This window comes from Cupriavidus sp. FW305-26 (assembly GCF_058787975.1).
On the sequence record NZ_JBYTAH010000002.1, the window covers coordinates 261,395 to 284,482 of the forward strand.

Genomic DNA, 23,088 nt, shown 5'->3' on the forward strand with positions numbered 1-23,088 from the left:
TGTAACAAGCCGCCGCTCACTCAGGCTGTCGGCACGGCCGCGCGCAGCGTGACGCAGCGCAGGCCGGCGCGTTCAATGGCAGCGAGCAGGCCCGGCAGCACGGTGGTGCAATGTGCATTGCCGGCGGCATCGGTGCCGGGATTGCCGTCGTGCAGCAGCAGGATGTCGCGCCCGGCGAGCTTGCCGGTGAGGCGCTGCGCCACGCGCCCCGCGTGGTCGCCGCAGCGGGTATCGAAGCCGCGCCGGGTCCAGGCCGCAAGCTGAAGCCCGAGCCGGCACAGCACCGGCTCAAGGAAGGGATTGCGCAGCCCCGCGGGCGCGCGGAAGAAGCGCGGCGCCTGGCCGGTGAGGTCGGTCAGCACCTGCTGCGCGGCACCGATGTCGCGCAGCATGCGCCCGGGACCGAACACCGAGAAGTGCAGCCGGTGGTACATGCTGTGGTTCTCCACGGCGTGGCCGCGGCCGACGATCTCGCGCACCAGTTCCGGATGCGCCGCGGCGCGCGCGCCGACGCAGAAGAAGGTCGCGCGCGCGCCGTGCTGGTCCAGCATGTCGAGCACGCGCGGCGTCAACGCCGGGTTGGGGCCGTCGTCGAATGTCAGTGCCACGCAATCATCGGCAGAGGGCGGCAGGCGCAGCACATTGGGGCCAAGCCAGTGGCTGCGCGGCCACAGGCCGGCGGCGCACATTGCCGCATGGGCGGCACCAACGCCGGCCAGCGCCATGCCCATGGCCTCAGGGTGCGCCAGCATTGCGCCGGCGGCACCCAGGTGCACGGCGGCGGCGCCGTAAAGCAGCGGGGTGGGGCGCCAGGGGCGGCTGTAAGAGGTGCCGCGCAAGGCTACGCGCGGTGCGGGATACGAATTCATGTTGCACTCTTGGCTGTGTCTGGCGCCGCGGGGCGCGCCAGGATCGCCGAAAACCACAGGGCCAGCACGGCCCCTGGACCTACTGTCAGGCCGAAGGCCTTGAGCAGCGGCAGGCTCGACAGCGCCAGCAGGCCGAAGGCGGCCACCGTGGTCAGGTTGGCCAGCAGCAGCGACACCAGCGTATGCGGTGAAGCGCCCGCCACCTGGCTGCCTGCAGCGGGGCCGTTGAAGAATAGCGCGTAATTGGAGCCCACGGCCATCAGCAGCAGCAGGCCCACCAGGTGCAGCAGCGTCAGCGGCTGGCCGAGCGCTGCCAGCCCGCCCAGCACCACCAGCGCCGCCGCGGCCAGCGGCAGCACCGTGGCCACGACGCGCCGTGCCGAGCGCAGCGCCACGGCCAGCAGCACGATGATCGCCAGCAGGCCGGCCAGCGACAGCAGCAAGGCCTCGCGCAGGTAGCCGGTGTAGAGGCGGTCGGATTCGCCCTTGAGGTCGACGAACAGCGTGTCGGGAACGCCGGCCCGCGCCACCGCGGCCCGCACCGCGCCGGTGTCGACGCCGTCGGCCGCGCCGGTGCTTTGTTGGGCCGGTGCGCGCAGCGGCAGCGTGGCGCTCCAGCGCCCGTCGCGCTGCGCCAGCAACGCATCGACAGCCAGCGCCATGGAGGTGCCGCGCAAGTCCTCGCGCCGCAGCAGCGCACCGGTGCGCGCGGCCTCGGCCTGCGCCAGGAAAGGCGCGAACAGTGACGCGCGCACCGGCTGCGTGGCGATGGCGGCGCCCAGGCGCTGCGCCAGCTCGTCGGGCGGCGGCAGGCTGGCCTGGCGCTCGCGCTGGGTCGCCGCGCTGGGCAGGTAGCGCGCCGGGCTCTCGTAGCCGCCGATGAAATTCTGTGCCACCAGCGGGTCCAGTTCACGGGCCACGCGCTCCGCGCCCTGCAGCACGGATTCCTGGTCCGGCCCGGACAGCACCACCAGGTAGCGCACGTCGGGCGCGCCAAGATCCTCGCGCAACCTGGTATCGAGGGCCTGGTCGCTGGCCGACACCGGGCTCAGCGCCTGCAGCTCGCGGCCCCACAGCGTGCCGCGGTGCATGACCAGCACCGTGGCGGCTGCCACCACCAGCACGAGCACCAGCCAGCGCAGCCGGTGCGCGCGCGCCGCCAGCCACTGCAGCCGGCGGCCCAGCGGTGCCACGTCGCGCAGGTGCAGCGTGGCCGGCACCAGCTGCGGCAGCACGAAGCGCGTCACCAGCGCCGCGGTCGCCAGCCCGGCAATCGAATACAGCCCCAGCTGCGCCAGCCCCGGAAAGCCCGACAGCAGCAGCGAGGCAAAGCCGCAGACCGAGGTCAGCACGCCCAGGCGCACCGTCGGCCAGAAGCCGCCCAGCCAGGCGCGCTCGTCGCGCCGGCCGTCGCGCGTGTACTGCGCGGACTGCACGAACAGGTAGATCGAATAGTCGACCGCCTCGCCGATCAGCGTGGTGCCGAAGCCCAGCGTCAGTCCGTGCACCGAGCCGCCGAAGCCCAGGCTGACCGCGGCAATGCCCGCCAGCGCGCCGCTCAGTACCGGCACCAGCCCCAGCACCAGCAGCGGCACCGAGCGGTAGACCAGCAGCAGCAGCGTGACGATGATGGCCACGCCGATGGTCGACAGGCGCTCCACATCATGGCGGATGGTGTCGCGTGCATTGACGGAGAACACGCCCGGCCCGGTCATCGCCAGCTGGTACTTGCCAGCGATCGCAGCCTTGGCAAACGCCTCGCGCACGGCCCCGATGGCTTGTGCCTGCGCATCCGTGTCAGACCCCGCGGCGGCGGTCTGCGCCAGCAGCACCGCGCGCTTGCCGTCGCGCGACGCCCAGGCGCCGGCGTGCATGGGCACGCGCTGCCCGGCATCCAGCTGTGCCAGCATCGCGGCCACTTCGCCGGTGGGATCACGCGGCAGCAGCGACTTGGTGAAGAGCCCGGCGGACGAGGCCAGCAGCTCGAACGATTCATTCAGCGCCTGCGCCAGGCCGCGTTCACTGAAGCGCTCGGGCGTGACCGCGGGGCTGAGCAGGTAGCGGTGCGCAAACACGTATTGGCGGTCTGCATCCTGGTTGACCGGCTCGCCGTTCTGGATCGCCGTGAAGCGGGGGTCGCCGCGCAGCTGTGCCGCCATGGCACGCGACACCGCGGCGCGGCCATCGGCATCGCCGCCTTCGATCCCGACCAGGACCAGGCGCGATACCAGCCCGTCGCGCAGCTGGTTCACCAGCAATTGCTGCTCGGCGCTGGGCAGGCGCGGCAGGAAGGCCGAGAGGTCGGCCGTGAAGGTGGTGCGGCTGATCACAGCCGCGCAGGCGAGCATGGCGAAGATCCACAGTGCCAGCGCGAGCCGGCGCATCGCTGGGCGCATCGTTGCGGGCGGCGCTGCGCTCATGGGCGGCCGGCAGGTCGGATCTTCATCACCGAGCGGTCGCCGTCGGCCTGCCGGATCTCGACGCGGTCAAGCGCATCCTGGCTGCCGTCGATGCGCACCTGGCTGACCACCGCGGCCATGCGCGAGTCCGCCGGAGTCAGTGTCAGCGTCCAGCGGCTGGCACGGCCTTCCAGGCCGAGCTTGTAGTAGCGCTCAAGCGTCTGGCGGTTGCCTGCCAGCGTGCCGCGGATGCTTTCGATAAAGGCAGCCAGCTCGGGGTAGTTCTGCAGCGGCATGGTGTAGCGCTTGCCGTCGCGCTCGACCGTCAGCATGTCGCCGTCGAGCACCATGTTCTCGGCCTTGGGCGACAGTGTGCGCTTCTCCAGGTGGTCGGGCGCCGTGAACAGCAGCTCGCCGGACGACTGCACCGGCTTGTCGACTATCGCCAGGTACTTGGTCTCGGTGAACAGCACGCGCCCAGACTTGCGCTGCGCCAGGGTGGACATCAGCTGGTCGACGCCAAATGTGGCGGCGCCGGACGGCGTGGCCAGCGCAAGCATGGCGCCGGCCAGCAGCATCGACAGCAGGAAGCGGAAAGGGCGTCTGGAAAGGGGCATCAGGGGCTGCTCAGGGCTCGCGGGTCATGGCTCGTTGCCCGGCGGCGGCTGTTCAGACAGCGGCGGGCCGGCGTGCCAGAAATCGTAGAAGTTGAACCAGTTGTACGGGGCGCTGCGGCAGAATTGTTCCAGCAGGCGCACGTATTCGGCCAGCGCGGTTTGCACGGCTGCCTCGCGCTGGCCGCGTGCGGTTTCGGTGAAGTCGGCCAGCGGCACGAAGTGCACATCGTAGCGGTTGCCGCCGCGGTACAGGCCGGTGATGAAGAACACCGGCCGGCGCAGCATCGCCGCCATGCGTAGCGGGCCGGTCGGAAGGCCGGTCGGCGTGCCGAGGAAGCTGCACTGCTGCACCGGGTCGGTGGCGCGTTGCGACAGCGTGCGGTCGGCCAGCATGCCGATCATGTAGCCGCGGTCAAGGTAGTCGCGCACCCGCAGCATGGTGTCGAAGCGGCCCAGCGCGATCACGTCCTGGCGCATCGCCGGGTTGATCGACGTCAGCACGTCATTGAGCTTGTGCGCGTTTTCCTCGTACATGGTGATCGCGACTTCCATGTCCGGGTGACGCCGCCCGAGCGCGCGCACCACCTCGAAGCTGCCCAGGTGCGCACCCAGCAGGATTGCGCCGCGGCCGCGCGCCATCGCGGCTTCCAGCTGTTCCTCTCCGTGCAGGCGGATATCGAACAGGTCGAAGCGGCCGTTGAGCAGGTAGATGCGGTCATGGATGGTCGAGGCGAAGGTGAACACATGCCGGTAGCCATCGATCCAGTTGGCATCGCGCCCGAGGGCGCGGCCCATGTAGGCGCGCGAGGCATGGCGTGCCGCCGGCGCGAACAGCATGAAGTACGCCGCAATCCCCCGCAGCACCACGCGCCCGACGGGGCGGCCGAGTGCCAGCGAGATCCACGTCATGACGCGCAGCAGCGTGATGCTGCCGCGCTCCTGGCGGCGCGACCATTCGGATTCCAGCGGCGGCTGCCGCCTCCACAGCCAGCTCAGCATGCCGATGCCCCCGCGTGCGTCGCGGCACCGCGCACCTGCAGCGTGCCGCTGGCGACGTCGCGTCCGGCGCTGCGCAGCGTGAAGCGGATACTCACGCCGCCATCGGCCGCTGCGTCGGCCTGGTGGAGGATCTCAACGCGCTCGCCCGGGGTCACCGGGCTCAGGAACTTGATGGTGCCGGCTTCGGTGACGGCAAGGCGGCGGCCCATTGCAATGCCGAGTGCCAGCACCGCGTGGTCCAGCAGTACCACCCCCGGCACGATCGGATGGCCGGGAAAGTGGCCGGCGATGGCCGGGTGATCGGCGTCGATGACAAAGCCGGGCCTTGCCGCGCTATCGCCGTGGTGCGCCCCGGCAAGCCTTGCGACCAGCGCCGCCAGGGCCTCGCGCGGCAGCTTGCCGGCCGCATTGCGCGGCAGGCTGTCGGCAAAGAGCAGCGGGCGTGGCAGGAAGGCCGGGTCGATGCGCGCGCGCAGCGCCTGCTGCAGCTGCGCCGGGGCGACGCCTGGCGCCACTGCCACGGCCACCAGCCGCACCACGTGGCCATGCGTGTCGCCTTCGTGCGCATCATCGGGCATGAAGAACGCGCCGTCGCGCACGCCGTCGATGGCCGTGAGCTGGTGGTTCAGGTAAGCCAGCGAGGTGCGCTTGCCGGCGATATTCAGCATGTCGGCCTTGCGGCCATGGAGCAGGAAGTGGCCGGCATCCAGCGGCGCGATGGCGTCGCCCAGCGGCACCGGCTGCTCGATATGGCCGCCTTCGGCCCAGGTCTCGGCGCCGCCGGCGCCCTGGCGTGCCTGCAGCCGCACGCCCGGCACCAGTGTCCAGGCATCAGCCTGCGCGGTGCGGCGCGTGGCGATCTGGCCGGTCTCGGTGCTACCGTAGATCTCGCACAGCGGAGCGCCGAACAGGGTCTCGGTCTCGCCCGCCAGCTGGCGGCCAAGCGGGGCGGTCGCGCACAGCACCAGGTCTGCCGGCGGCATTGCCATGCCCGACTGCACCAGCGTGCGCAGGTGCACGGGCGAGCTGACCAGCGCACGCGGGGCCGGCACCGAGGCGAGGGCATCGTGCACGTCGGCAGGATAGAAGGCCGGGGCCGCCACCAGGGCCGCGCGGCCCTGCAGCACCAGCATGACCGTGGCCTCCAGCCCGAACATATGCTGCGGCGGCACCGTGCCCACCACGGTCCAGGCACGCCCGTCCAGCAGGCCGAGCCGCTGTGCCGCGGCCTGCGCGCACCGGGCCATCGCGCCCCAGGTCTTGCGGTGCGGCACCGGCGTGCCGGTCGAGCCTGACGTGAACACGTACGCCATGACCTGGGTCGCGGCAATCCGCGGGATCTCGACCGGCCCGTCCGTGGCCGCGCCGCGCAGGCCGTCGTGATAGTGGAACGCCGGCATGGCGAATGCCGCGTCAGGCTGGTCGTGCAGGCAGAAGGCGTCCGGGGCAAAGTCGGCCAGCTGGCGCACCATCTCCGGCGTATGCGATGGCGGCAGCAGGGTGGCCTTGCCCGCCAGCAGCGCGGCGCACAGGCCGACGGTGAAGCGGTAGCGGTCGGTGCAGGCGTTGAATACGTGCCCGCCTGCGGGCAGCGCATCGGCCAGGCTGGACGCATCTGCCAGGAACTGGCGCACGCTGACAGGCCGTCCGTGCGCCCAGGCGATGATGTCTTCGGGCGAGGCATGCGCGACGATCGGGAGCATGGTCATGGGGCTGAGCCTGTGCCTGTTGCCAGTGTAGGGGCCGGTTTGCGGCGCGTCAGCGCGGCAAACCGGGCCGGTCCGCACGGGCAGCCATGACTGCGCGATAGCCATGCACCGCGTCCAGCAGGCCGCCGTGGGCCATGCCCGGGAAGGCAACGCGGCGGCACACGGCTTCGCCCACGAACATCAGCGCGATCAGCAGCGGCGTGGCCAGGTTGGCGAAGCTGGACCAGGTCGCCACCGGCGCGAGCACGAACAGCAGCGTCGATACACCTACCATCGCGGCAAAGAACAGCGTCCAGGCCTGGGTCACGCGCAGCGTGTAGCGCAGGTGCGCGGGGGGCAGCTGGCCATGGATTGCCGTCGCGATCTGCGTGCACAGTGGCGTGCGGCCGGGACGCAGGCTCAGCGCGAACATCACGCCCAGCGCGGCATTGATGCCGGCGTGCTGCAGGAAATAGGTCCAGCCGAAATGCGCGGCCAACGGCATGCGCCAGATCCACAGGGCGGCGCAGGCGGCCAGCAAGGCGGCCATTGCGGGCAGGCGCCCCCAGGTGCGGAGGCAGGCAAGGAAGTCGATCAGCAGGAACGGCGCCGCCCCGAGCCACAGCGCGGCGACTTCGGCACCTGGCTGGTGTGCCGCATGGTGCAGGGCGGATTCGTAGGCGACAAAGGCGGCCACCGCTGCAATCCAGCCATGGCGCCGGCCTGCCGGCACGGCATCCTGCCGTACAGGCGTGGCCGGCGCGGCGGGCGTGGAGGGGCGGTCGAATTGCTGGCTCGATGGCATCTGCGAGGGTATATTGTGTGTAGCGTAAGTCGCTTGGTGCACGGCGTTGCCGGAAATGGCGCCGCATGGTGCGCGAAGCGAACGCTTTATACCCCAAAAGACCGGCCCGACGTGGTGATGATTCCCAAAAGGCCTGCCTTTGTTGTTACTAAACTTCTCTCAACTGGCTGGGATTTGCCCCTTTTGATAGCATCGGTTGCCCTGCCATGCGGCCTGGACAACCTTGCCCGGACCCATGCCGCAGCGGCATTCCAGCCACCTAGCGACATGACCGAACTCGAAACCGAACTTGCCCGCCTGATCATCGACGAACTCGAAATTGCCGAGCTACGGCTGGAGGATATCAACGCCGCCACGCCGCTCTATGGCGAAGGCTTCGGGCTGGATTCCATCGATATCCTCGAGATCGCACTGCTGGTGTCGCGCAAGTACGGGGTCGAACTGCGTTCGGACAACCCCGACAACAAGACCATCTTCGCCTCGCTGGGCAGCCTGGCCAACTATCTGGCGGAACACCGTACGCGCTAGTTCGGCAGCCGCACCCAACCTTCCCCCTTTCCAAAGCCAGGACCGGAGCACGACATGCCGCAGCAAGCCATGCCCGGGCCCGTACTGGTAGCCGGCGGCAGCGCCTGCCCGATGGGTGACGCCGAGCCGTCCGCCACGCACCTGGTGCTGATCCCCAGCTATAACCCCGGCGTGCGCCTGCATGAGGTGCTGCGCGCGGCGCGCGCCGCCTGGACACCGGTCTGGGTGGTCGTGGACGGCAGCACCGATGGCAGCGACCAGTGGCTGCTGGCGCAGGCAGCCACCGATCCCGGGCTGCGCGTACTGGTGCTGCCGCACAACCAGGGCAAGGGCACCGCGGTGCTGCATGGCATCGATTCCGCCGCCGCGGCCGGTTTCACGCATGTGCTGGTGATGGATTCGGACGGGCAGCACCCCGCGCACCTGATTGCGCAATTCATGGCGATATCACAGCGCAACCCGGGCGCCATGGTGCTGGGCCGGCCCGTCTTCGACGCCAGCGCGCCGCGCGAGCGGGTCTACTGGCGGCGCATGTCCAACTTCTGGGCGGATGTCGAGACGCTATGGGCGGGCATCGGGGATTCCCTGTACGGCTTTCGCGTCTACCCGATCGCGCCGCTGCGCGCCGTCATGCGCGAGAGCCGCTGGATGCGCCGCTTCGACTTCGACCCGGAAGTGGCGGTGCGGCTGTGCTGGCGCGGCGTGCGCCCCATCAATGCCGACGCCCCGGTGCGCTACTTCGGCCAGCGCGAGGGTGGGGTGTCGCACTTCCGCTATCTGCGCGACAACCTGCTGCTGACCGGCATGCACCTGCGGCTGCTGGCCGGCTTCGTGCTGCGGCTGCCTGTCCTGGTGTGGCAACGGCTGCGGCGGGGGGCCGGCGACGCGTCGTGCCGGCCGAAAGCCTGAACCCGCAAAAGAAGCAGAAAGGCCGCGCGAAGCGGCCTTTCTGCTTGTTGGGCCCAGGGGCCAGGGTTTGCTTACTTGCCCAGTTCGTGACCAATCACGCCGCCCACTACGGCACCGCCGATGGTCCCGGCGGCGCTGCCGTCAGTCAGCTCGTGTCCGGCCACGCCGCCGGCCACCGCGCCCGCCGCCGTACAGCCGGCCAGCGCCATGCTTGCGCTTACCAGTAGTGCACCTGCGAGTTTCCACATGATGGTCTCCTGCATCGTTGGCGGGCCAGTTGCAGGCAACCGGCCCCATGTGTCCAGCTTAGGCCCATGCCGGGCAGGGGCCTCTCCGAGACACGCCGATTGCGCTGTAGGAATCGGACGACGCAGGTGGCGCAGCGGTGGCGTCAGGCGTCGCCGGCGTGCTGGCGCAGGCGCTTGATCAGCGAAGAAGTGTCGGCGCGGCCGCAGCCCATCTGCTGCAGGTCGGCATAGAACTGGTCGACCAGCGCCGTCACCGGCAGGCCGGCGCCGTTGCGGCGCGCCTCGTCCAGGCACAGGCCCAGGTCCTTGCGCATCCAGTCCACCGCGAAGCCGAAGTCGAACTTGTTGTCGATCATGGTGGGGCCGCGGTTCTCGAGCTGCCATGAGCCGGCCGCGCCCTTGCTGATGACGTCCAGCACCAGGCGCATGTCCAGCCCGGCGCGCTCGCCAAAGGCGATGGCCTCGGACAGGCCCTGGATCAGCCCGGCGATGCTGATCTGGTTGACCATCTTGGCCAGTTGCCCGGCGCCGGATTCGCCGATGCGCGTGACGGCGCGTGCGTAGGCGGCAATGACCGGTTCGGCGCGCGCATAGGCGTCGGCATCGCCGCCGCACATGATGGTCAGGATGCCTTTCTCCGCGCCGACTTCGCCGCCGGAGACCGGGCCGTCGACAAAGTGCAGGCCGTGCTCGCGCGCGGCGGCGTGGAGTTCGCGCGCCACGTTGGCGCTGGCGGTGGTGTGGTCCACGAAAATGCAGCCGCTGGGCGCGCTGAAGAAGGCGCCGTCATGCCCGGTCAGCACCGCGCGCAGGTCGTCGTCATTGCCCACGCAGGAGCAGACCACCTGCGCATCGCGCACGGCCTGTGCCGGCGTGGGAGCCGCTTTGCCGCCGAACTTCCCGACCCAGGCCTGCGCCTTGGCGGCGGTGCGGTTGTACACGGTGACCTCGTGCCCCTTGGTGGCGAGGTGGCCGGCCATGTGGAAACCCATGACGCCCAGTCCGAGAAATGCGACACGCATGCTGCTGCTCCGTTGCTTGTATGTTTGGGATCGGTGAGGCGCGGCCCCGTTTGCGTGATGCCACGCCAGGGTCCTCCGCCGGCGGGACGGCTGGGCCGCCTCCGGCCCCAGAGTATACGGGGGCGCGGGGGCGGGGGACAGATACAGAGCCCGGCACGATGCTGCGCTACAGAATGCGGCTTCGGGCACATATAGTCATGACATCGTTAAATAAAAAATACCTATGAGATAGGTATTTGAAAAATACCCATGTTGTCGCTAAAATAGAAATACCTATCATATTGGTATTCCATCGGCGCGATGAAGCAAATCGTCTCCACTCCCTGGCAGCTTGGCCAGATCCTGCAGGCAGCGCGCAAGGCGGCCGGCCTGAACCAGACCGAGGCCGCCGCGCGGCTGAATGTCAGCCAGAGCCGGATGTCGCACATGGAGCTGAACCCCGACACCATCAGCGTCGACCAGTTGCTGGCGCTGGTCGGCGCGCTCGGGCTGGAATTGGTGGTTCAGGACCGGGCCACGGGGGCCGCCGAGGTGTCCGACGTGGCGTGGTAATCATGGCGGCACGCAGGTCACGTACGCCGGCGCTGTCGGTCTGGGCCAACGGGCAGCGCGTGGGCACCTGGCGCCAGCCGTCCGGTACCGGGATGGAACTGGAATACGACGAGGACTGGATCCGCTCTGAAGCCGGGCGGCCCCTGTCTCTGTCGCTCGGGTATGGCCTGGGCAACCGGCGCGTGGTGCGTGGGGATGCCGTGCGCAACTACTTCGACAACCTGTTGCCGGACAGCGAGGCCATCCGGCGCCGGTTGGCGCTGCGCTTCCAGACCGGCTCGGTGGAAGCCTTCGAGCTGCTCGCCGCCATCGGCCGCGATTGCGTGGGCGCGGTGCAGATCCTGGGCGAAGACGAAGCGCCTGCGGGCATCGACCGGATCGAAGGCGAACCGCTATCGGACGAGCAGATCGAGCGCTGGCTGGAGGATATCGTCGCCACCCCCGCGCTTGGGCGGCATGAGCACGACGACGACTTCCGCATCTCCATCGCCGGCGCGCAGGAGAAGACTGCGCTGCTGCGCCATGACGGCCAATGGCTGCGGCCGCATGGCGCCACCCCGACCACACATATTTTCAAGCTGCCACTGGGCCTGGTGGGAAACCGCAGGGCCGACCTGAGCACGTCGGTGGAAAACGAATGGCTGTGCCTGAAGATCCTTGCCGCCTATGGCTTGCCGGTGGCCGATTGCGAGATGCTGACGTTCGGCCGCCGCAAGGTGCTGAGCGTCACGCGTTTCGACCGCCAGCCTCATCCGTCAGGCAATTGGCTGCTGCGGCTGCTGCAGGAAGATTTCTGCCAGGTGTTCGGCCACAGCCCGCTGCAGAAATACGAGGCCGATGGCGGGCCTGGCATGATCGAGATTGCCACGGTGCTGCGCAACTCAGTGGCCCAGGCCGATGATCTGCAGACGCTGCTGGCCGCGCAGTTGCTGTTCTGGCTGCTGGCGGCACCGGACGGGCACGCCAAGAACTTCAGCATCCGCCTGCTGGCCGGCGGGCGCTACCGCATGACGCCGCTGTACGACGTGATGTCGATCTGGCCGGTGGTGGGCCAGGGCGCCAACCAGTTCTCCTGGCACAAGGCCAAGCTGGCCATGGCGGTCGCCGGCCGCAGCCGGCACTACGGCCTGCGCGATATCCAGCGCCGCCATTTCAATGCGATGGCACCGCGCTGTTTCCTGGGTGCCGATGCCGAGGCGCTGATCGGGCGCATCATCGCGCGGACCCCGGCGGTGATCGCCGAGGTCGGCGCAGCACTGCCCGCGGGTTTTCCGCAGAAGGTGGCGGACACGATACTGGAGGGTCTGCGGGCATCGGTGCAGCGGCTGGCAGAGATGCCGGCGCAGGTGGAGGGGTGAGCCCTGGAGAGGCTTTGCCGCCGGAGCTGACCGCCGCGCACAACACCACAAGGTCAGAACCCGCCTACGCCAGCTTCCGCCCTTGTCCTATCCCTTGCGCCTCGCGCCCTGCCTACATTGAAGCCAGGTTGCACCACCGCAAGGAGCCGACTCATGTCATTCGCGCTATACATTATCGGCCTGTTGGTCCTGGTTGCCGGCGTTGCCTGGGGCATGGAAACCGCTGGCCTCGCGCCCGTGTATATCGGTATTGCCTGCCTGATCGTGCTTGGCATCGGCATCATGGCGGCGGTCTCGCGTACCCGTACCAAGGATCCCTCCTGAGGGTTGCGGGCCTGGCGCCGTGCCGGGCCCGCCCTTGTTTTCCGTGACGCCGCGCAGCGGCGGGCGCACCAGGTTGGCTTGGAACCAGGCCGGCGTCGCCTGCGCGCCATGGCCAGCCAGCATCTACTAGTTCACCGGGCCGTCGTGTCCACCGTATCCTGGACGGGCGGACTCGCCAGCTGCGCGCGCACCGCCGCCGCCAGTTCGGCAGCCGCCGGCGACAGGCTGCGGTTGCGCGAGGTCACCAGCCCGATCGAGCGCTCGGTCACCGGCGCCGTCAGCAGGCGCTCGACAATGCCGGCCTGGCGCACCGTGCCGGCCGCGATCTCTGGCAGCGCGGCCACGCCGAAGCCGCATTCGACCATGGCCGCGATGGTGGCCAGGCGCTCGGCCTCAAATACCGGCTGGAAGCGGATGCGGTTCTGCAGGAAGGCCCATTCCGCGTACTGGCGCACGCTGCTCGGGTGCGTCATCGACACATGGGGCGCGCTGGCGGTATCGGCCCAGCGCAGCGGCCCGGGGCTGCGCGCGAGCGGGTGCGCCGACGGGATCAGCAGCACGAAGCGGTCCGACAGCAGCGGCTCATACTGCAGGTCAGCCTGTTGCGGATCGGCCGCAGTGAGCGCGAAATCCACGTCGCCGGCGCGCACCAGGTCGAAGGCCGGGCCGGAGAGGGTATCGAATACCTTCAGCGCCACTTCCGGGCGCGCCTGGTGGTAGGCCATCAGCACGCGCGGCAGCATGCGCGCCGCCAGCGAGGGCAGCGCCGCCACCGCCACCTGGCCGCGCTCGGCGCTGGCAATGCCGGTCACGGCGTCGATGGCGCCGCGGAACGCCGCCTGCAGCAGCGCGGCCTGCTGCATGAAGACCTGGCCGGCCGCGGTCAGGCGCACGTTGCGGGTGGTGCGGTCGAACAGGCGCACGCCGAGGGATTCCTCGATGCGCAGGATCTGCGTGGACAGGGCGGATTGCGACACGTGCAGCTGGCTGGCGGCCTGGCGGAAGTTGAGCGTGCGGCCAAGCACCAGCGTGGTTTCGATGTCGCGCATCGACAGGTTGATTTTCATCTGCGGCAGCGGGCCGGCGGCGTCCGCCGGCCGAATCACTCGATTGATCTGATTTGTAGATCATTCTATTCATAGAATCGACTTCTTCAATCAAAGCAAGTTCTCTACACTGCCGGGATTCGATGCCCCGCCATCAGGATTTGTCGCGATGGCGAGTGCGCGCCACGTCGCATCCCCTGGGAGAATCTATGCCGAACCCGACCGCACCGGTCATCCTGAGCCGCCCCGGCGCCGCGCATGCGGTGGTGGTGGGCGGCGGCACCATGGGCGCCGATGTTGCCGTGGTGCTGACCCGCGCGCTGTGCCGTACCACCGTGGTCGAGCCCGATGCCGGCCGCGCCGGCGCCATGCCCGGGCGCGTGCGCGGCAACTTAGCCGCGATCGGCCGTGAACAAGGCGCGGAGCGCCTGGCGGTGGCCGCGACGCTGGATGCGGTGGACTGGTCCACCGTGGACCTGGTGATCGAGTGCATCCCGGAACAGCTGGACCTGAAGCAGGCACTCTTTGCCGAGCTGGTGCGGCGCGCGCGGCCCGATACGGTGCTGGCCAGCAACAGCTCCAGCTTCCCGATCAGCGCCATCGGCGCGGGACTCGACTCGCGTGCGCGCATGCTCGGCCTGCACTTCTTCATGCCGGCGCACCTGGTGCCGCTGGTGGAAGTGGTGATGGGCGATGACAGCGACGAGGCTTGTGCCGACGCGCTGATCGCCTTCATGCGCCGCTGCGCGATGGTGCCGGTCAAGGTGCGCAAGGACCTGCCGGGCTTTCTTGCCAACCGGCTGCAGCATGCGCTGTCGCGCGAGGCATTCAGCCTGATCGACCGCGGCATTGCCTCGCCCGAGGATGTCGATGCGGCGGTGCGCTTCGGCTTTGGCTTTCGCTTCCTGGCGGCCGGGCCGGTGCTGCAGCGTGACCACGCGGGCATCGACGTGCACGCGGCCGCCGGCGCCACCATGTACCCGACCTTCTGCAACGACGACCATCCGGCGCGCTGCCTGTCCGAGCGCGCCGCCGACGGCCGCCACGGCATGAAGCGCGGCGAAGGCTTCTACCAGTGGACCCCCGAAACCATTTCCGCCGAGCGCGCACGCTATGACAGCCTGCTGCGCGCCGGCCTGGCGCTGATCGCGCCTGAACTGCCCGAGATCGAGCCATGACCCGGACCCCTTCCCAAGCCCCCGTAGCCGCGGCCCGCGTGCCGCTGGCCGATGCGCCGCTGATCGTCACCGTGGCGCCCAACGGCGCCTACAAGCGCGCCAGCGACCATCCGGCGGTGCCGCTGACCGCCGCCGCACTGGCCGCTGAAGCGCGCGCCTGCCTGGATGCCGGCGCGGCCATGATGCACATGCATGTGCGCGATGCCGAAGGCCGCCACTCGCTCGACGTGCAGGCCTACCGCGACGCGCTGGCCGCGGTGAAGCAGGCCGTGGGCGAAGCGTTGCTGGTGCAGGTGACGAGCGAGGCCGCGGGCGTCTACCAGGCCGCGGAGCAGATGGCGATGGTGCGTGAGCTGCGGCCCGAAGCCGTTTCGGTGGGCCTGCGCGAAGTCGCCGTGCCGGACATCCCGGACAGCGAACTGGCGGCGTTCTTCGCCTGGCTGGCGCGTGAGCGCGTGATGACGCAGGTGATCCTGTATGACGTGGCCGATGTGCGGCGCTGGCAGTCGATGCGCGAGCGCGGCATGGTGCCGCCGGGCGCATGGTCGGTGCTGTACGTGCTGGGGCGCTATGCCGCCGGGCAGGTGTCGTCGCCGCACGACCTGCTGCCGTTCCTGCAGGCCGCGGGCGAGTCCGGCGACGCGTTGCCGTGGGCGATCTGCGCCTTCGGCCGCGAAGAGAATGCCTGCGTGACCGCGGCCGCCGCATTTGGCGGCCATGTGCGGGTGGGATTCGAGAACAACCTGCTGCTGCGCGACGGCAGCCGCGCACCCGGCAACCATGCGCTGGTGGCGCAGGCGGTGCAAGGCGGCCTGACGCTGGGCCGGCCGATTGCCGACGCCGCCGATGCGCGCCGCATCTACGGCGAGGTGCGCTGAGGCGCTGCCCGGCCGGCTACCGTCACGCGCCGTCGCTGAAGCTGTCGCGCGGGCCGTTGGGGTTATGCGCGCCGTCGGTAAAGGTGCTGCGCGGGCCCGTTGCGGCGTTCGCACCGTCCGTGAACGCGCTGCGGGTGCCGGTGGCGCTGTGCGCCCCGTCGCTGAACGGATCGGCACTGCGCGGTGCAGCCTGCGCAGTGCCGACCACGGCAGCAATAAGGGCGGTGGCCACAAAGACTTGCCTGAGTGCTTGCATGAGTCGCTTCTCCGTAAGGGTGCCGGCCCGAAATGGGCGGCGGTGAAGCAAGTCTAGACAGCGCGTGCCCACACGAGCATGACCGGCACATGACATTGCTGTCACTCGGCAGCGGACGAGCGCGGCAAGCGCACGGCAATTGGCCGCGCGCCCACGACGGAAACGCAGCAGCGCCGGGCAAAGGCTGTAGAATCACGGCTATCCGACCGGCCTGCGGTTCCATCGCCGGTTTTTCATTGCCCGCGGAAATGCAGCGGGCCTCTCACGAGAGTCATGTCCGAGTCTGATTCAGCCAAACTCGCTGCGGTGGCGTGGATCCGCGAGCAAATGGACCGTCATGCCCTGACGTTCGACGATCTTGTCGCCGCCGGGTGCTTTGATCATGTTGCCATCGACGCCGGGCCTGAGCCGGCGCCTGACGCCGCGCCAGCCGTGGCCCAGCTTATCCCGCAGGCCGCCCCCAAGGCTGCCGCTGCGCGCCCGCTATACCGCAATGCGCTCGGCCAGAGCTGGGACGGGCAGGGCGAGTATCCGGACTGGCTGCAGCGGGCCGTGAACGCCGGGCAGTCGATCGAATTCTTCCGCGTCGAATAAAACGCGCAGGCTAAGACGCGCAGGCGGGACAATCCGCCGCGCCTTGCCGGCGCCAGGGGTATTCCGCAAAACGGAAGGGAAGCGATGCGGGCGCTGTGCCCGCTACGACGCGCTCAGCAGCGTGCGGGCAGCAGGCGTTCCAGCGGCTGGGTGCCGGTGAACACCGCCGGCGTGGCCATTGGTGCCGCGTGCGCCCAATGCACCAGCACCTCCGCAGGCAGTTCGCGCAGCACGCCGGACGCGGCCGATGGCTGCGTCTCCAGCGGCGTGGCGCCGTGGTCGGTCGCCTGCGGCGCATCGGAATCGTGCAGCTGCAGCGGATGGCCGCTGCCGGAAGGCTCGGCCATCACCTGGACCGCGCTGCCGCGGCAGGTGCCCGGGCCGGTGCCGTCCAGTGCCGCTTCCGCCTCCATTTTTGCGGCCGCATGCCGTTCCGGCAGCGACAGCCCGGCTGCCTGTACCGCGCTGCATACCGTGGCCGTTGCCGCTGCAGCGCCGGAGACGGGCAGCGCAAGCATGGCGAGGGACAGCAGCAGGCAATTCGGCAGGCGTTTCATCGGCGGGGGGCGGGCAGAATGGGGGAAAGGGTGGCGCAAACCGGCACGACGCCGGTGATGATCGCGCATTTTACCGGGGTTTTCGCCTGCATTGCCCTGGCATGGCGATGACATTTGTGAAATCTTTGCCCATTGGCGCTCATCCTCGGCTAGCGTTACGCCATGGCGGCGCTGGTGCCGCCCGGAAAGTGATCGAATCATGCGTATCCTGATTGTCGAGGACGAACCCAAGGCGGGCGACTACCTGCACAAGGGCCTGACCGAATCCGGCTTCGTGGTGGACCTGGCGCGCGACGGCGCGGATGGCCTGGCCCATGCGCGCGAGCATCCCTATGACCTGATCGTGCTGGACGTGATGCTGCCCGGCCTGGATGGCTGGCAGGTGCTGCGCGAGCTGCGCCGCGAGCGCGATACCCCGGTGCTGTTCCTGACCGCGCGCGACGAGCTGTCCGACCGCCTCAAGGGGCTGGAGCTCGGCGCCGACGACTATATGGTCAAGCCCTTTGCCTTTGCCGAGCTGGTGCTGCGCATCCGCACCATCCTGCGGCGCGGCCCGCTGCGCGAGAGCGAGTTCATCGAAGTGGCCGACCTGCAGATCGACGCCATCCGCCGCCGCGTGGTGCGCGCCGGCCAGAAGATCGACCTGACCTCCAAGGAGTTCGCACTGCTGTACCTGCTCGCGCGCCGGCGCGGCGAGGTGCTGTCGCGCTCGCTGATCGCCTCGCAGGTGTGGGACGTCAACTTCGACAGCAATACCAATGTGGTCGATGTCTCGATCCGGCGCCTGCGCGCCAAGGTCGACGATCCCTTCCCGCATAAGCTGATTCACACGCGGCGCGGCATGGGCTACGTGCTGGACGACAGCGAGGACCGGGACCAGGACGCATGATGCGGCTGCCGTCTTCGCTTACCACGCGGCTGGCGCTGGCGTACGGGCTGGCCACGGCGGTGATTCTCGCCAGCGTGGCGGCCTACCTGTCCGGGGCGCTGTCGGCGCAGCTGGAGGGGCGCGATGAAAGCGAGCTGGTCGGCGAGGTGCTGCTGGTGCGCCACCTGCTGCGCGAGGTGCGCAGCGAGGCCGAGATACGCGCCGATACCCACCGTTTTGCCGATATTGCGATGGGCCACGAGGGGCTGATCCTGGTGGTGCGCTCACGCCAGGGCGAGCCGCTGGTCACGCTCAATCCGCGCAATGAATCGGTGCCGCCGCTGCGCGTGCTGCCCGCCACCACGCAGCCAGAGAAGAGCATGTTGCAGACCTGGTACCCCAAGAATGGCGTGCCCTCGCGCGGCATTGCGGCGTTGGGCCAGCTGGGGGATTCGGACAAGGCCGTGGAGATCGTGGTGTTGCGCGATGCCGGCTACCGCGTGGCGCTGATCCGCGACTACCGCCACCAGGTCCTGTGGGCCACGCTGTGCGGCGCTGCCGTGGCGGCGGGCTTGGGCTTCGTGCTGGCGCGGCGCGGGCTGCGGCCGTTGCGGCGCATGGCCGCCGATGCCGCCGCGGTCACCACCAGTCGCCTTGCCACGCGGCTTGACGTGGGCAGCGCGCCGGCCGAGCTGCGCGAGCTGGCGGCGGCCCTCAACGACATGCTGGCGCGGCTGCAGGACAGTTTCTCGCGGCTGTCCGAGTTCTCGGCGGACCTGGCGCATGATTTCCGCACGCCGATCAGCAACCTGATCGGCCAGACCCAGGTCACGCTGGCGCAGAGCCGCGGCGTGGCCGAGTATGAGGCGCTGCTCGAATCCAACCTGGAAGAGTACGAGCGCCTGGCGCGCATGATCGAGAACATGCTGTTCCTGGCGCGCGCCGACCATGCGCAGGTGGCGCTGGGCATCCGCACGCTGGACGCGCGCGAAGAACTGGACAAGATGGCCGAGTACTTCGAGGCCGTGGCCGCCGACCGCGAGGTCGCGCTGACGGTGACCGGTACGGCAATGGTGCAGGCCGACCAGACGCTGCTGCGCCGCGCGGTCACCAACCTGCTCGACAATGCGCTGCGCCATGCGCCGGCGGGCAGCACGGTGCGGCTCGACGTGGAGCGCGCCCCGGCCCCGGTCAGCGGCACGGCCTGCATCCGCGTGACCAATGCCGGGCCGGCGATCCCGCCCGAGACCTTGCCGCATATCTTCGGGCGCTTCTACCGGGCCGATCCGTCGCGCCGCAACTCGGCGGCGTCGACCGGGCTGGGGCTGGCCATCGTCGACACCATCATGCGGCTGCATGGCGGCAGCGTGACGGTGCGCAGCGTTGAAGGCGAAACGATGTTCTCGCTGCAATTTCCCGCCGAGGCATTGGCCACTGCCGCGCCGCCCGCGCCGGCCCCCGCCGCGGTCTCCTGAATCCGGCTGGGCGCTTGCACCGGACCGGCACGCGCGCATAATGGCGCGCGGGCGAACAGCCAATGCCATGCAGCCCGATCGACCATTCACAAGGAGAGCGATATGCAGGTGCAACCCTATCTGGATTTTGGCGGCCGTTTCGATGAGGCCGTGGCCTTCTACGGCAAGGTGCTGGGCGCGCAGGTCACGTTCGCGATGCGCTACAAGGATGCCCCGCCTAGCCCCGGCATGGAGGTTCCCGATGACTGGAAGGACAAGGTGATGCACGCCAATATCCAGTTCGGCGAGAACCAGGTGATGGCGTCCGACGGCCGGCGCGGGGAGCGCCCGGCGTTCAGCGGCTTCAGCCTGTCGGTGGGGGCGGTCAGCAAGGACGAGGGCCAGCGCATCTTCGACGGCCTGAGCGAAGACGGCCAGGTGGTGGTGCCGTACCAGAAGACCTTCTGGGCCGAAGGCTTCGGCATGCTGGTGGACCGCTTCGGCATGTCCTGGATGGTCAACTGCGAGCACTGACGTGCCGCTGCGGCATGGTGCGCAGTCGCTGCCATGCCGCTTGACTCTGTAGTCGCTACAGGGTCTTCAATGTCATCAGGTTAAACCAGCGGGAACAACAAGATATGGCTCGCACGTCACCTGAGGACGCACTCCCTCAAGATCACGCTGCCCACGCGCATGATGGCGCCGCCCACCGGCATGGCGGGCATGATCACGACCATCACCACGACCACGATCATGACCATCATGGCCATGCCGAGGCCCGGCAGGCACCGGCGGCTTCCGCCTGCTGCGGCGGCGGCTGCTCGTCCACGGTTGCGCTGACGCCCGCCGCACCGGTCGACATCCCCGCCGGCGCGCAGACCGCTGCGTGGCGCATCGACGCGATGGACTGCCCGACCGAGGAAACGCTGATCCGCAACAAGCTGGGCGGCATGGCCGGCGTGGCGGCGCTGGAGTTCAACCTGATCCAGCGGGTGCTGACGGTGCATCACACCTTGCCGTCGGCGGAGCCGGTGGCCAGGGCGATCGAGAGCCTGGGCATGCAGCCGGTGCCGCTGAGCACCGAGGCCGCGCAGCAAGTCTTGCCGCAAACCACGGCAAGCAAGCCCTGGTGGCCGCTGGCGCTGGCCGGCGTGGCCGCCTTGGGTGCCGAAGCTGCGGAGTGGCTGGGCCTGGGCTTGCCGTGGCTGCCCGCCGTGCTGGCGCTGGCGGCGGTGGCGCTGGGCGGGCTGACCACCTACCGCAAGGGCTGGATCGCGCTGCGCAATGGCAACCTGAACATCAATGCGCTGATGAGCATTGCCGTCACCGGCGCACTGCTGTTGCGCCAGTGGCCGGAAGCGGCCATGGTGATGGTGCTGTTCGCACTGGCCGAGCGCATCGAGGCAGCCTCGCTGGACCGGGCGCGCAATGCGATCCGCGGCTTGATGGCGATGGCGCCGGAACAGGCCACGGTGCAGCGCGCCGATGGCAGCTGGGAGACCGTGCCTGCCGCCGGCGTCGCCGTGGGCGCGCTGGTGCGGCTGCGGCCAGGCGAGCGCGTCGCGCTCGACGGCAAGGTCGTGCGCGGCCAGTCGGCGCTGGACCAGGCGCCCATCACCGGCGAAAGCGTGCCGGTCGACAAGGCCGAGGGCGATGCGCTGTTCGCCGGCTCGATCAACCAGTCCGGCGAGCTGGAGTACACCGTGACGGCGCCCGCCAGCGATTCCACGCTGGCCCGCATCATCCACGCGGTCGAGGCTGCGCAGGGCAGCCGTGCGCCCACGCAGCGCTTTGTCGACCAGTTCGCGCGCATCTACACGCCCACGGTGTTCGCGATTGCGCTGGCGGTTGCGGTGGTGCCGCCGCTGGTCATGGGCGGCGCCTGGGTCGACTGGATCTACAAGGCGCTGGTGCTGCTGGTGATCGCCTGCCCCTGCGCGCTGGTAATCTCCACGCCGGTGACCATCGTCAGCGGGCTGGCCGCGGCCGCGCGCCGCGGCATCCTGGTCAAGGGCGGGGTGTACCTGGAGCAGGGCCGGCACCTGGCCTGGGTGGCGCTGGACAAGACCGGCACGATCACGCACGGCAAGCCCGCGCAGACCAACCATGCGCTGCTGGCCGAGGACGCGCCGCAGGCGCGCGCCATTGCCGCCAGCCTGGCGGCGCGCTCGGACCACCCGGTTTCGCGGGCGGTGGCCACGGCGGCCGCGGCCGACGGGATCGGCACGCTGCCGGTGGACGACTTCGAGGCGCTGGCGGGGCGCGGCACGCGCGGCAAGGTGCAGGGCGTGGCGTACTGCCTGGGCAACCATCGCCTGGTGCATGAGATGGGCGCCTGCTCGCCGGCGCTGGAGGCGCGGCTCGAAGCGCTTGAGCGCGAGGGCAAGACCGTGGTGCTGCTGGCGCGCGTCGACGGCCACGGCGCCGCCACGGCGCTGGCGCTGTTCGCGGTGGCGGATACCGTGCGCGACACCAGCCGGCAGGCGATTGCCGAGCTGCATGAACTGGGCGTCAGGACACTCATGCTGTCGGGCGACAATCCACACACGGCGCAAGCCATTGCGGCGCAGGTCGGCATCGATGAGGCGCGCGGCAACCAGTTGCCGCAGGACAAGGCCGACGGCATCGCGGCGCTTGCCGGCGCCGCCCACGCGCGCGGCGGCCGCATCGGCATGGTGGGCGACGGCATCAACGACGCGCCGGCGCTGGCGCGTGCCGATATCGGCTTCGCCATGGGCGCAGCCGGCACCGACACCGCAATCGAGACCGCCGACGTGGCGCTGATGGACGATGACCTGCGCAAGATCCCGGCCTTTGTGCGCCTGTCGCGCCGCACCTCAGGCATCCTCACGCAGAACATCGCGCTGGCGCTCGGCATCAAGGCCGTGTTCCTGGTGCTGACGGTGCTGGGGATGGGGACGATGTGGATGGCGGTGTTCGCCGATATGGGCGCGAGCCTGCTGGTGGTGTTCAACGGGCTGCGCGTGGGGGCGGAGCGGCGCGGCTAGCGCTTGCCGGCAAACGAGAAGTCACGCGGTCAGCCCTGCGGCTGCACGATCAACTCCCCGCTGCGCCCCGGGATCTCTCCCCACGTTACCGGCAACTCCGGCAATCCCTGCCGATTCAGCCCGCGATACCACGTCGCCATCGACACCAGCTCGTGCCCCTGCGCACGCCATCCGGCCAGCAGCCGCTCGAACACCGGCGCCAGCTTGCCGCCTTCCAGCTCGGTATGCAGCGTGAAGACATGGTCGCGCGTGCCTTCGGTCAGCTTCAGCAGCGCGGTGTGGACGTTGTCTTCGGTCAGGTCGTCGGTGCCGATCAGTTCATCCAGCGTGGGCAGCGTGGTCGGCATCTGCACGTGCCGGCAGGGCACGCCGTCGATCGTCGGAACATAAGGCGCGGTGCCGCGTCCATCCGACGCGTACGCCATGCCCCAGTCATCGATCTGGCGGAACGCATCCTCGTTCATCTGCCAGCCGGCTGCGCCGTGCGTGGCCGGCGCTTCGCCGAAGATCTCGGTGTAGCGCGCGAACGCCTGCTGCATCTGCCGGCGCGTCCAGGCAGCATCGCGCTCGCGCACGTTGTCCTGCCAGTAGACGTGGTCCCAGGTGTGGATGCCACACTCATGGCCGGCAGCGCGCGCCGCGCGCATCTCGGCGGCGCCCTTGCGGCCGATGTCCGGCCCCGGCAGCAGCACGCCATACATCAGCGTGCGCAGGCCATAGTTGGACACCACCGAGGTGCGCGACACCTTCTTCAGGAAGCCGGGCCGGAATACGCGCCGCAGCGCCCAGCCGGTATGGTCGGGGCCGAGGCTGAACAGGAAGGTTGCCTGCGCTTGCGCAGCCGCCAGCATCGACAGCAGCTTCGGCACGCCTTCGCGCGTGCCGCGCAGCGTGTCGACGTCGACCTTCAGGGCAATGCGTGCCATTTGCG

24 protein-coding genes are annotated in these 23,088 nt (G+C 69.6%); 12 read left to right on the forward strand and 12 right to left on the reverse strand.

Annotated features, from left to right (window positions below):
* Window positions 1-20: 20 nt before the first annotated feature.
* From AC3WQZ_RS02750 to AC3WQZ_RS02775, 6 genes are read right to left on the reverse strand one after another with little or no spacing between them, the layout of a single operon-like run.
* On the reverse strand, window positions 21-869 hold the full coding sequence (locus AC3WQZ_RS02750; protein WP_058696462.1) for a polysaccharide deacetylase family protein: 849 nt from the start codon (window positions 867-869) through the stop codon (window positions 21-23).
* Window positions 866-3,265 carry an MMPL family transporter gene (locus tag AC3WQZ_RS02755; protein ID WP_099045593.1) on the reverse strand — a complete coding sequence of 800 codons (2,400 nt, stop codon included), beginning with the start codon at window positions 3,263-3,265 and terminating at the stop codon, window positions 866-868. Before AC3WQZ_RS02755 ends, AC3WQZ_RS02750 begins: the two co-directional genes overlap by 4 nt.
* Window positions 3,266-3,285: 20 nt before the next feature.
* Window positions 3,286-3,885, reverse strand: coding sequence for a LolA-related protein (locus tag AC3WQZ_RS02760; RefSeq protein ID WP_011617387.1), 600 nt, complete (start codon window positions 3,883-3,885; stop codon window positions 3,286-3,288).
* A 24-nt stretch (window positions 3,886-3,909) separates the two neighbouring features.
* Window positions 3,910-4,884, reverse strand: a complete 975-nt coding sequence (locus AC3WQZ_RS02765; protein ID WP_011617386.1) for a lysophospholipid acyltransferase family protein — start codon at window positions 4,882-4,884, stop codon at window positions 3,910-3,912.
* The gene (locus AC3WQZ_RS02770) at window positions 4,878-6,593 is read right to left on the reverse strand and encodes an AMP-binding protein (protein WP_058696459.1); all 1,716 of its coding nucleotides are present in this window, start codon (window positions 6,591-6,593) and stop codon (window positions 4,878-4,880) included. Before AC3WQZ_RS02770 ends, AC3WQZ_RS02765 begins: the two co-directional genes overlap by 7 nt.
* 49 nt (window positions 6,594-6,642) lie before the next feature.
* Window positions 6,643-7,377, reverse strand: a complete 735-nt coding sequence (locus AC3WQZ_RS02775) for a COG4648 family protein (RefSeq protein ID WP_492300006.1) — start codon at window positions 7,375-7,377, stop codon at window positions 6,643-6,645.
* Window positions 7,378-7,644: 267 nt separating this feature from the next.
* Between AC3WQZ_RS02775 and AC3WQZ_RS02780 the strand changes: the two genes are divergently transcribed.
* Window positions 7,645-7,905 carry a phosphopantetheine-binding protein gene (locus tag AC3WQZ_RS02780; protein WP_010810163.1) on the forward strand — a complete coding sequence of 87 codons (261 nt, stop codon included), beginning with the start codon at window positions 7,645-7,647 and terminating at the stop codon, window positions 7,903-7,905.
* Window positions 7,906-7,959: 54 nt separating this feature from the next.
* Window positions 7,960-8,814 carry a glycosyltransferase family 2 protein gene (locus AC3WQZ_RS02785; protein ID WP_492300007.1) on the forward strand — a complete coding sequence of 285 codons (855 nt, stop codon included), beginning with the start codon at window positions 7,960-7,962 and terminating at the stop codon, window positions 8,812-8,814.
* A gap of 71 nt (window positions 8,815-8,885) precedes the next feature.
* Here AC3WQZ_RS02785 and AC3WQZ_RS02790 read toward each other — a convergent pair whose 3' ends face one another.
* Window positions 8,886-9,062, reverse strand: coding sequence for a glycine zipper 2TM domain-containing protein (locus AC3WQZ_RS02790; protein WP_010810161.1), 177 nt, complete (start codon window positions 9,060-9,062; stop codon window positions 8,886-8,888).
* Window positions 9,063-9,205: 143 nt separating this feature from the next.
* Complete coding sequence (locus tag AC3WQZ_RS02795; protein WP_256333578.1) at window positions 9,206-10,153, reverse strand: NAD(P)-dependent oxidoreductase; 948 nt, start codon at window positions 10,151-10,153, stop codon at window positions 9,206-9,208.
* Window positions 10,154-10,384: 231 nt separating this feature from the next.
* Between AC3WQZ_RS02795 and AC3WQZ_RS02800 the strand changes: the two genes are divergently transcribed.
* The 3 genes from AC3WQZ_RS02800 to AC3WQZ_RS02810 all read left to right on the forward strand — a co-directional run bounded on the left by AC3WQZ_RS02800 (window position 10,385) and on the right by AC3WQZ_RS02810 (window position 12,318).
* Window positions 10,385-10,636, forward strand: coding sequence for a helix-turn-helix domain-containing protein (locus AC3WQZ_RS02800; protein ID WP_492300008.1), 252 nt, complete (start codon window positions 10,385-10,387; stop codon window positions 10,634-10,636).
* 2 nt (window positions 10,637-10,638) lie between these two features.
* The gene (locus AC3WQZ_RS02805; protein ID WP_058696457.1) at window positions 10,639-11,994 is read left to right on the forward strand and encodes a type II toxin-antitoxin system HipA family toxin; all 1,356 of its coding nucleotides are present in this window, start codon (window positions 10,639-10,641) and stop codon (window positions 11,992-11,994) included.
* A gap of 153 nt (window positions 11,995-12,147) precedes the next feature.
* Entirely contained in the window at window positions 12,148-12,318 is a 171-nt protein-coding gene (locus tag AC3WQZ_RS02810) for a hypothetical protein (protein WP_010810157.1), read from the forward strand.
* Between the two features lie 131 nt (window positions 12,319-12,449).
* Here the strand turns inward: AC3WQZ_RS02810 and AC3WQZ_RS02815 are convergent, their stop codons facing one another.
* The gene (locus AC3WQZ_RS02815) at window positions 12,450-13,385 is read right to left on the reverse strand and encodes a LysR family transcriptional regulator (protein ID WP_492300010.1); all 936 of its coding nucleotides are present in this window, start codon (window positions 13,383-13,385) and stop codon (window positions 12,450-12,452) included.
* A 188-nt stretch (window positions 13,386-13,573) separates the two neighbouring features.
* Between AC3WQZ_RS02815 and AC3WQZ_RS02820 the strand changes: the two genes are divergently transcribed.
* Both AC3WQZ_RS02820 and AC3WQZ_RS02825 read left to right on the forward strand, forming a co-directional pair.
* Window positions 13,574-14,542: a 3-hydroxyacyl-CoA dehydrogenase family protein gene (locus AC3WQZ_RS02820; protein ID WP_492300012.1), complete on the forward strand. Its 969-nt coding sequence runs from the start codon at window positions 13,574-13,576 to the stop codon at window positions 14,540-14,542.
* Entirely contained in the window at window positions 14,539-15,420 is an 882-nt protein-coding gene (locus tag AC3WQZ_RS02825) for a beta-keto acid cleavage family enzyme (RefSeq protein ID WP_439669169.1), read from the forward strand. The genes AC3WQZ_RS02820 and AC3WQZ_RS02825 overlap by 4 nt, the downstream gene beginning before the upstream one ends.
* Window positions 15,421-15,442: 22 nt before the next feature.
* Here the strand turns inward: AC3WQZ_RS02825 and AC3WQZ_RS02830 are convergent, their stop codons facing one another.
* Complete coding sequence (locus AC3WQZ_RS02830; RefSeq protein WP_010810153.1) at window positions 15,443-15,676, reverse strand: hypothetical protein; 234 nt, start codon at window positions 15,674-15,676, stop codon at window positions 15,443-15,445.
* Window positions 15,677-15,949: 273 nt separating this feature from the next.
* Between AC3WQZ_RS02830 and AC3WQZ_RS02835 the strand changes: the two genes are divergently transcribed.
* Window positions 15,950-16,270: an H-NS family nucleoid-associated regulatory protein gene (locus tag AC3WQZ_RS02835; protein WP_010810152.1), complete on the forward strand. Its 321-nt coding sequence runs from the start codon at window positions 15,950-15,952 to the stop codon at window positions 16,268-16,270.
* Between the two features lie 113 nt (window positions 16,271-16,383).
* Here the strand turns inward: AC3WQZ_RS02835 and AC3WQZ_RS02840 are convergent, their stop codons facing one another.
* On the reverse strand, window positions 16,384-16,827 hold the full coding sequence (locus AC3WQZ_RS02840) for a hypothetical protein (protein ID WP_492292555.1): 444 nt from the start codon (window positions 16,825-16,827) through the stop codon (window positions 16,384-16,386).
* Between the two features lie 199 nt (window positions 16,828-17,026).
* Between AC3WQZ_RS02840 and AC3WQZ_RS02845 the strand changes: the two genes are divergently transcribed.
* From AC3WQZ_RS02845 to AC3WQZ_RS02860, 4 genes are all read left to right on the forward strand, one after another.
* Window positions 17,027-17,716 carry a heavy metal response regulator transcription factor gene (locus AC3WQZ_RS02845; RefSeq protein ID WP_010810150.1) on the forward strand — a complete coding sequence of 230 codons (690 nt, stop codon included), beginning with the start codon at window positions 17,027-17,029 and terminating at the stop codon, window positions 17,714-17,716.
* Window positions 17,713-19,170 carry a heavy metal sensor histidine kinase gene (locus tag AC3WQZ_RS02850; RefSeq protein ID WP_058696455.1) on the forward strand — a complete coding sequence of 486 codons (1,458 nt, stop codon included), beginning with the start codon at window positions 17,713-17,715 and terminating at the stop codon, window positions 19,168-19,170. The genes AC3WQZ_RS02845 and AC3WQZ_RS02850 overlap by 4 nt, the downstream gene beginning before the upstream one ends.
* A 102-nt stretch (window positions 19,171-19,272) precedes the next feature.
* A complete protein-coding gene (locus tag AC3WQZ_RS02855; RefSeq protein WP_010810148.1) occupies window positions 19,273-19,683 on the forward strand; it encodes a VOC family protein in 411 nt (136 codons plus the stop codon).
* Window positions 19,684-19,787: 104 nt separating this feature from the next.
* A complete protein-coding gene (locus AC3WQZ_RS02860) occupies window positions 19,788-22,157 on the forward strand; it encodes a heavy metal translocating P-type ATPase (RefSeq protein ID WP_492300014.1) in 2,370 nt (789 codons plus the stop codon).
* A 29-nt stretch (window positions 22,158-22,186) separates the two neighbouring features.
* Here the strand turns inward: AC3WQZ_RS02860 and AC3WQZ_RS02865 are convergent, their stop codons facing one another.
* Window positions 22,187-23,083, reverse strand: a complete 897-nt coding sequence (locus tag AC3WQZ_RS02865) for a polysaccharide deacetylase family protein (RefSeq protein ID WP_011617369.1) — start codon at window positions 23,081-23,083, stop codon at window positions 22,187-22,189.
* Between the last annotated feature and the right edge of the window lie 5 nt (window positions 23,084-23,088).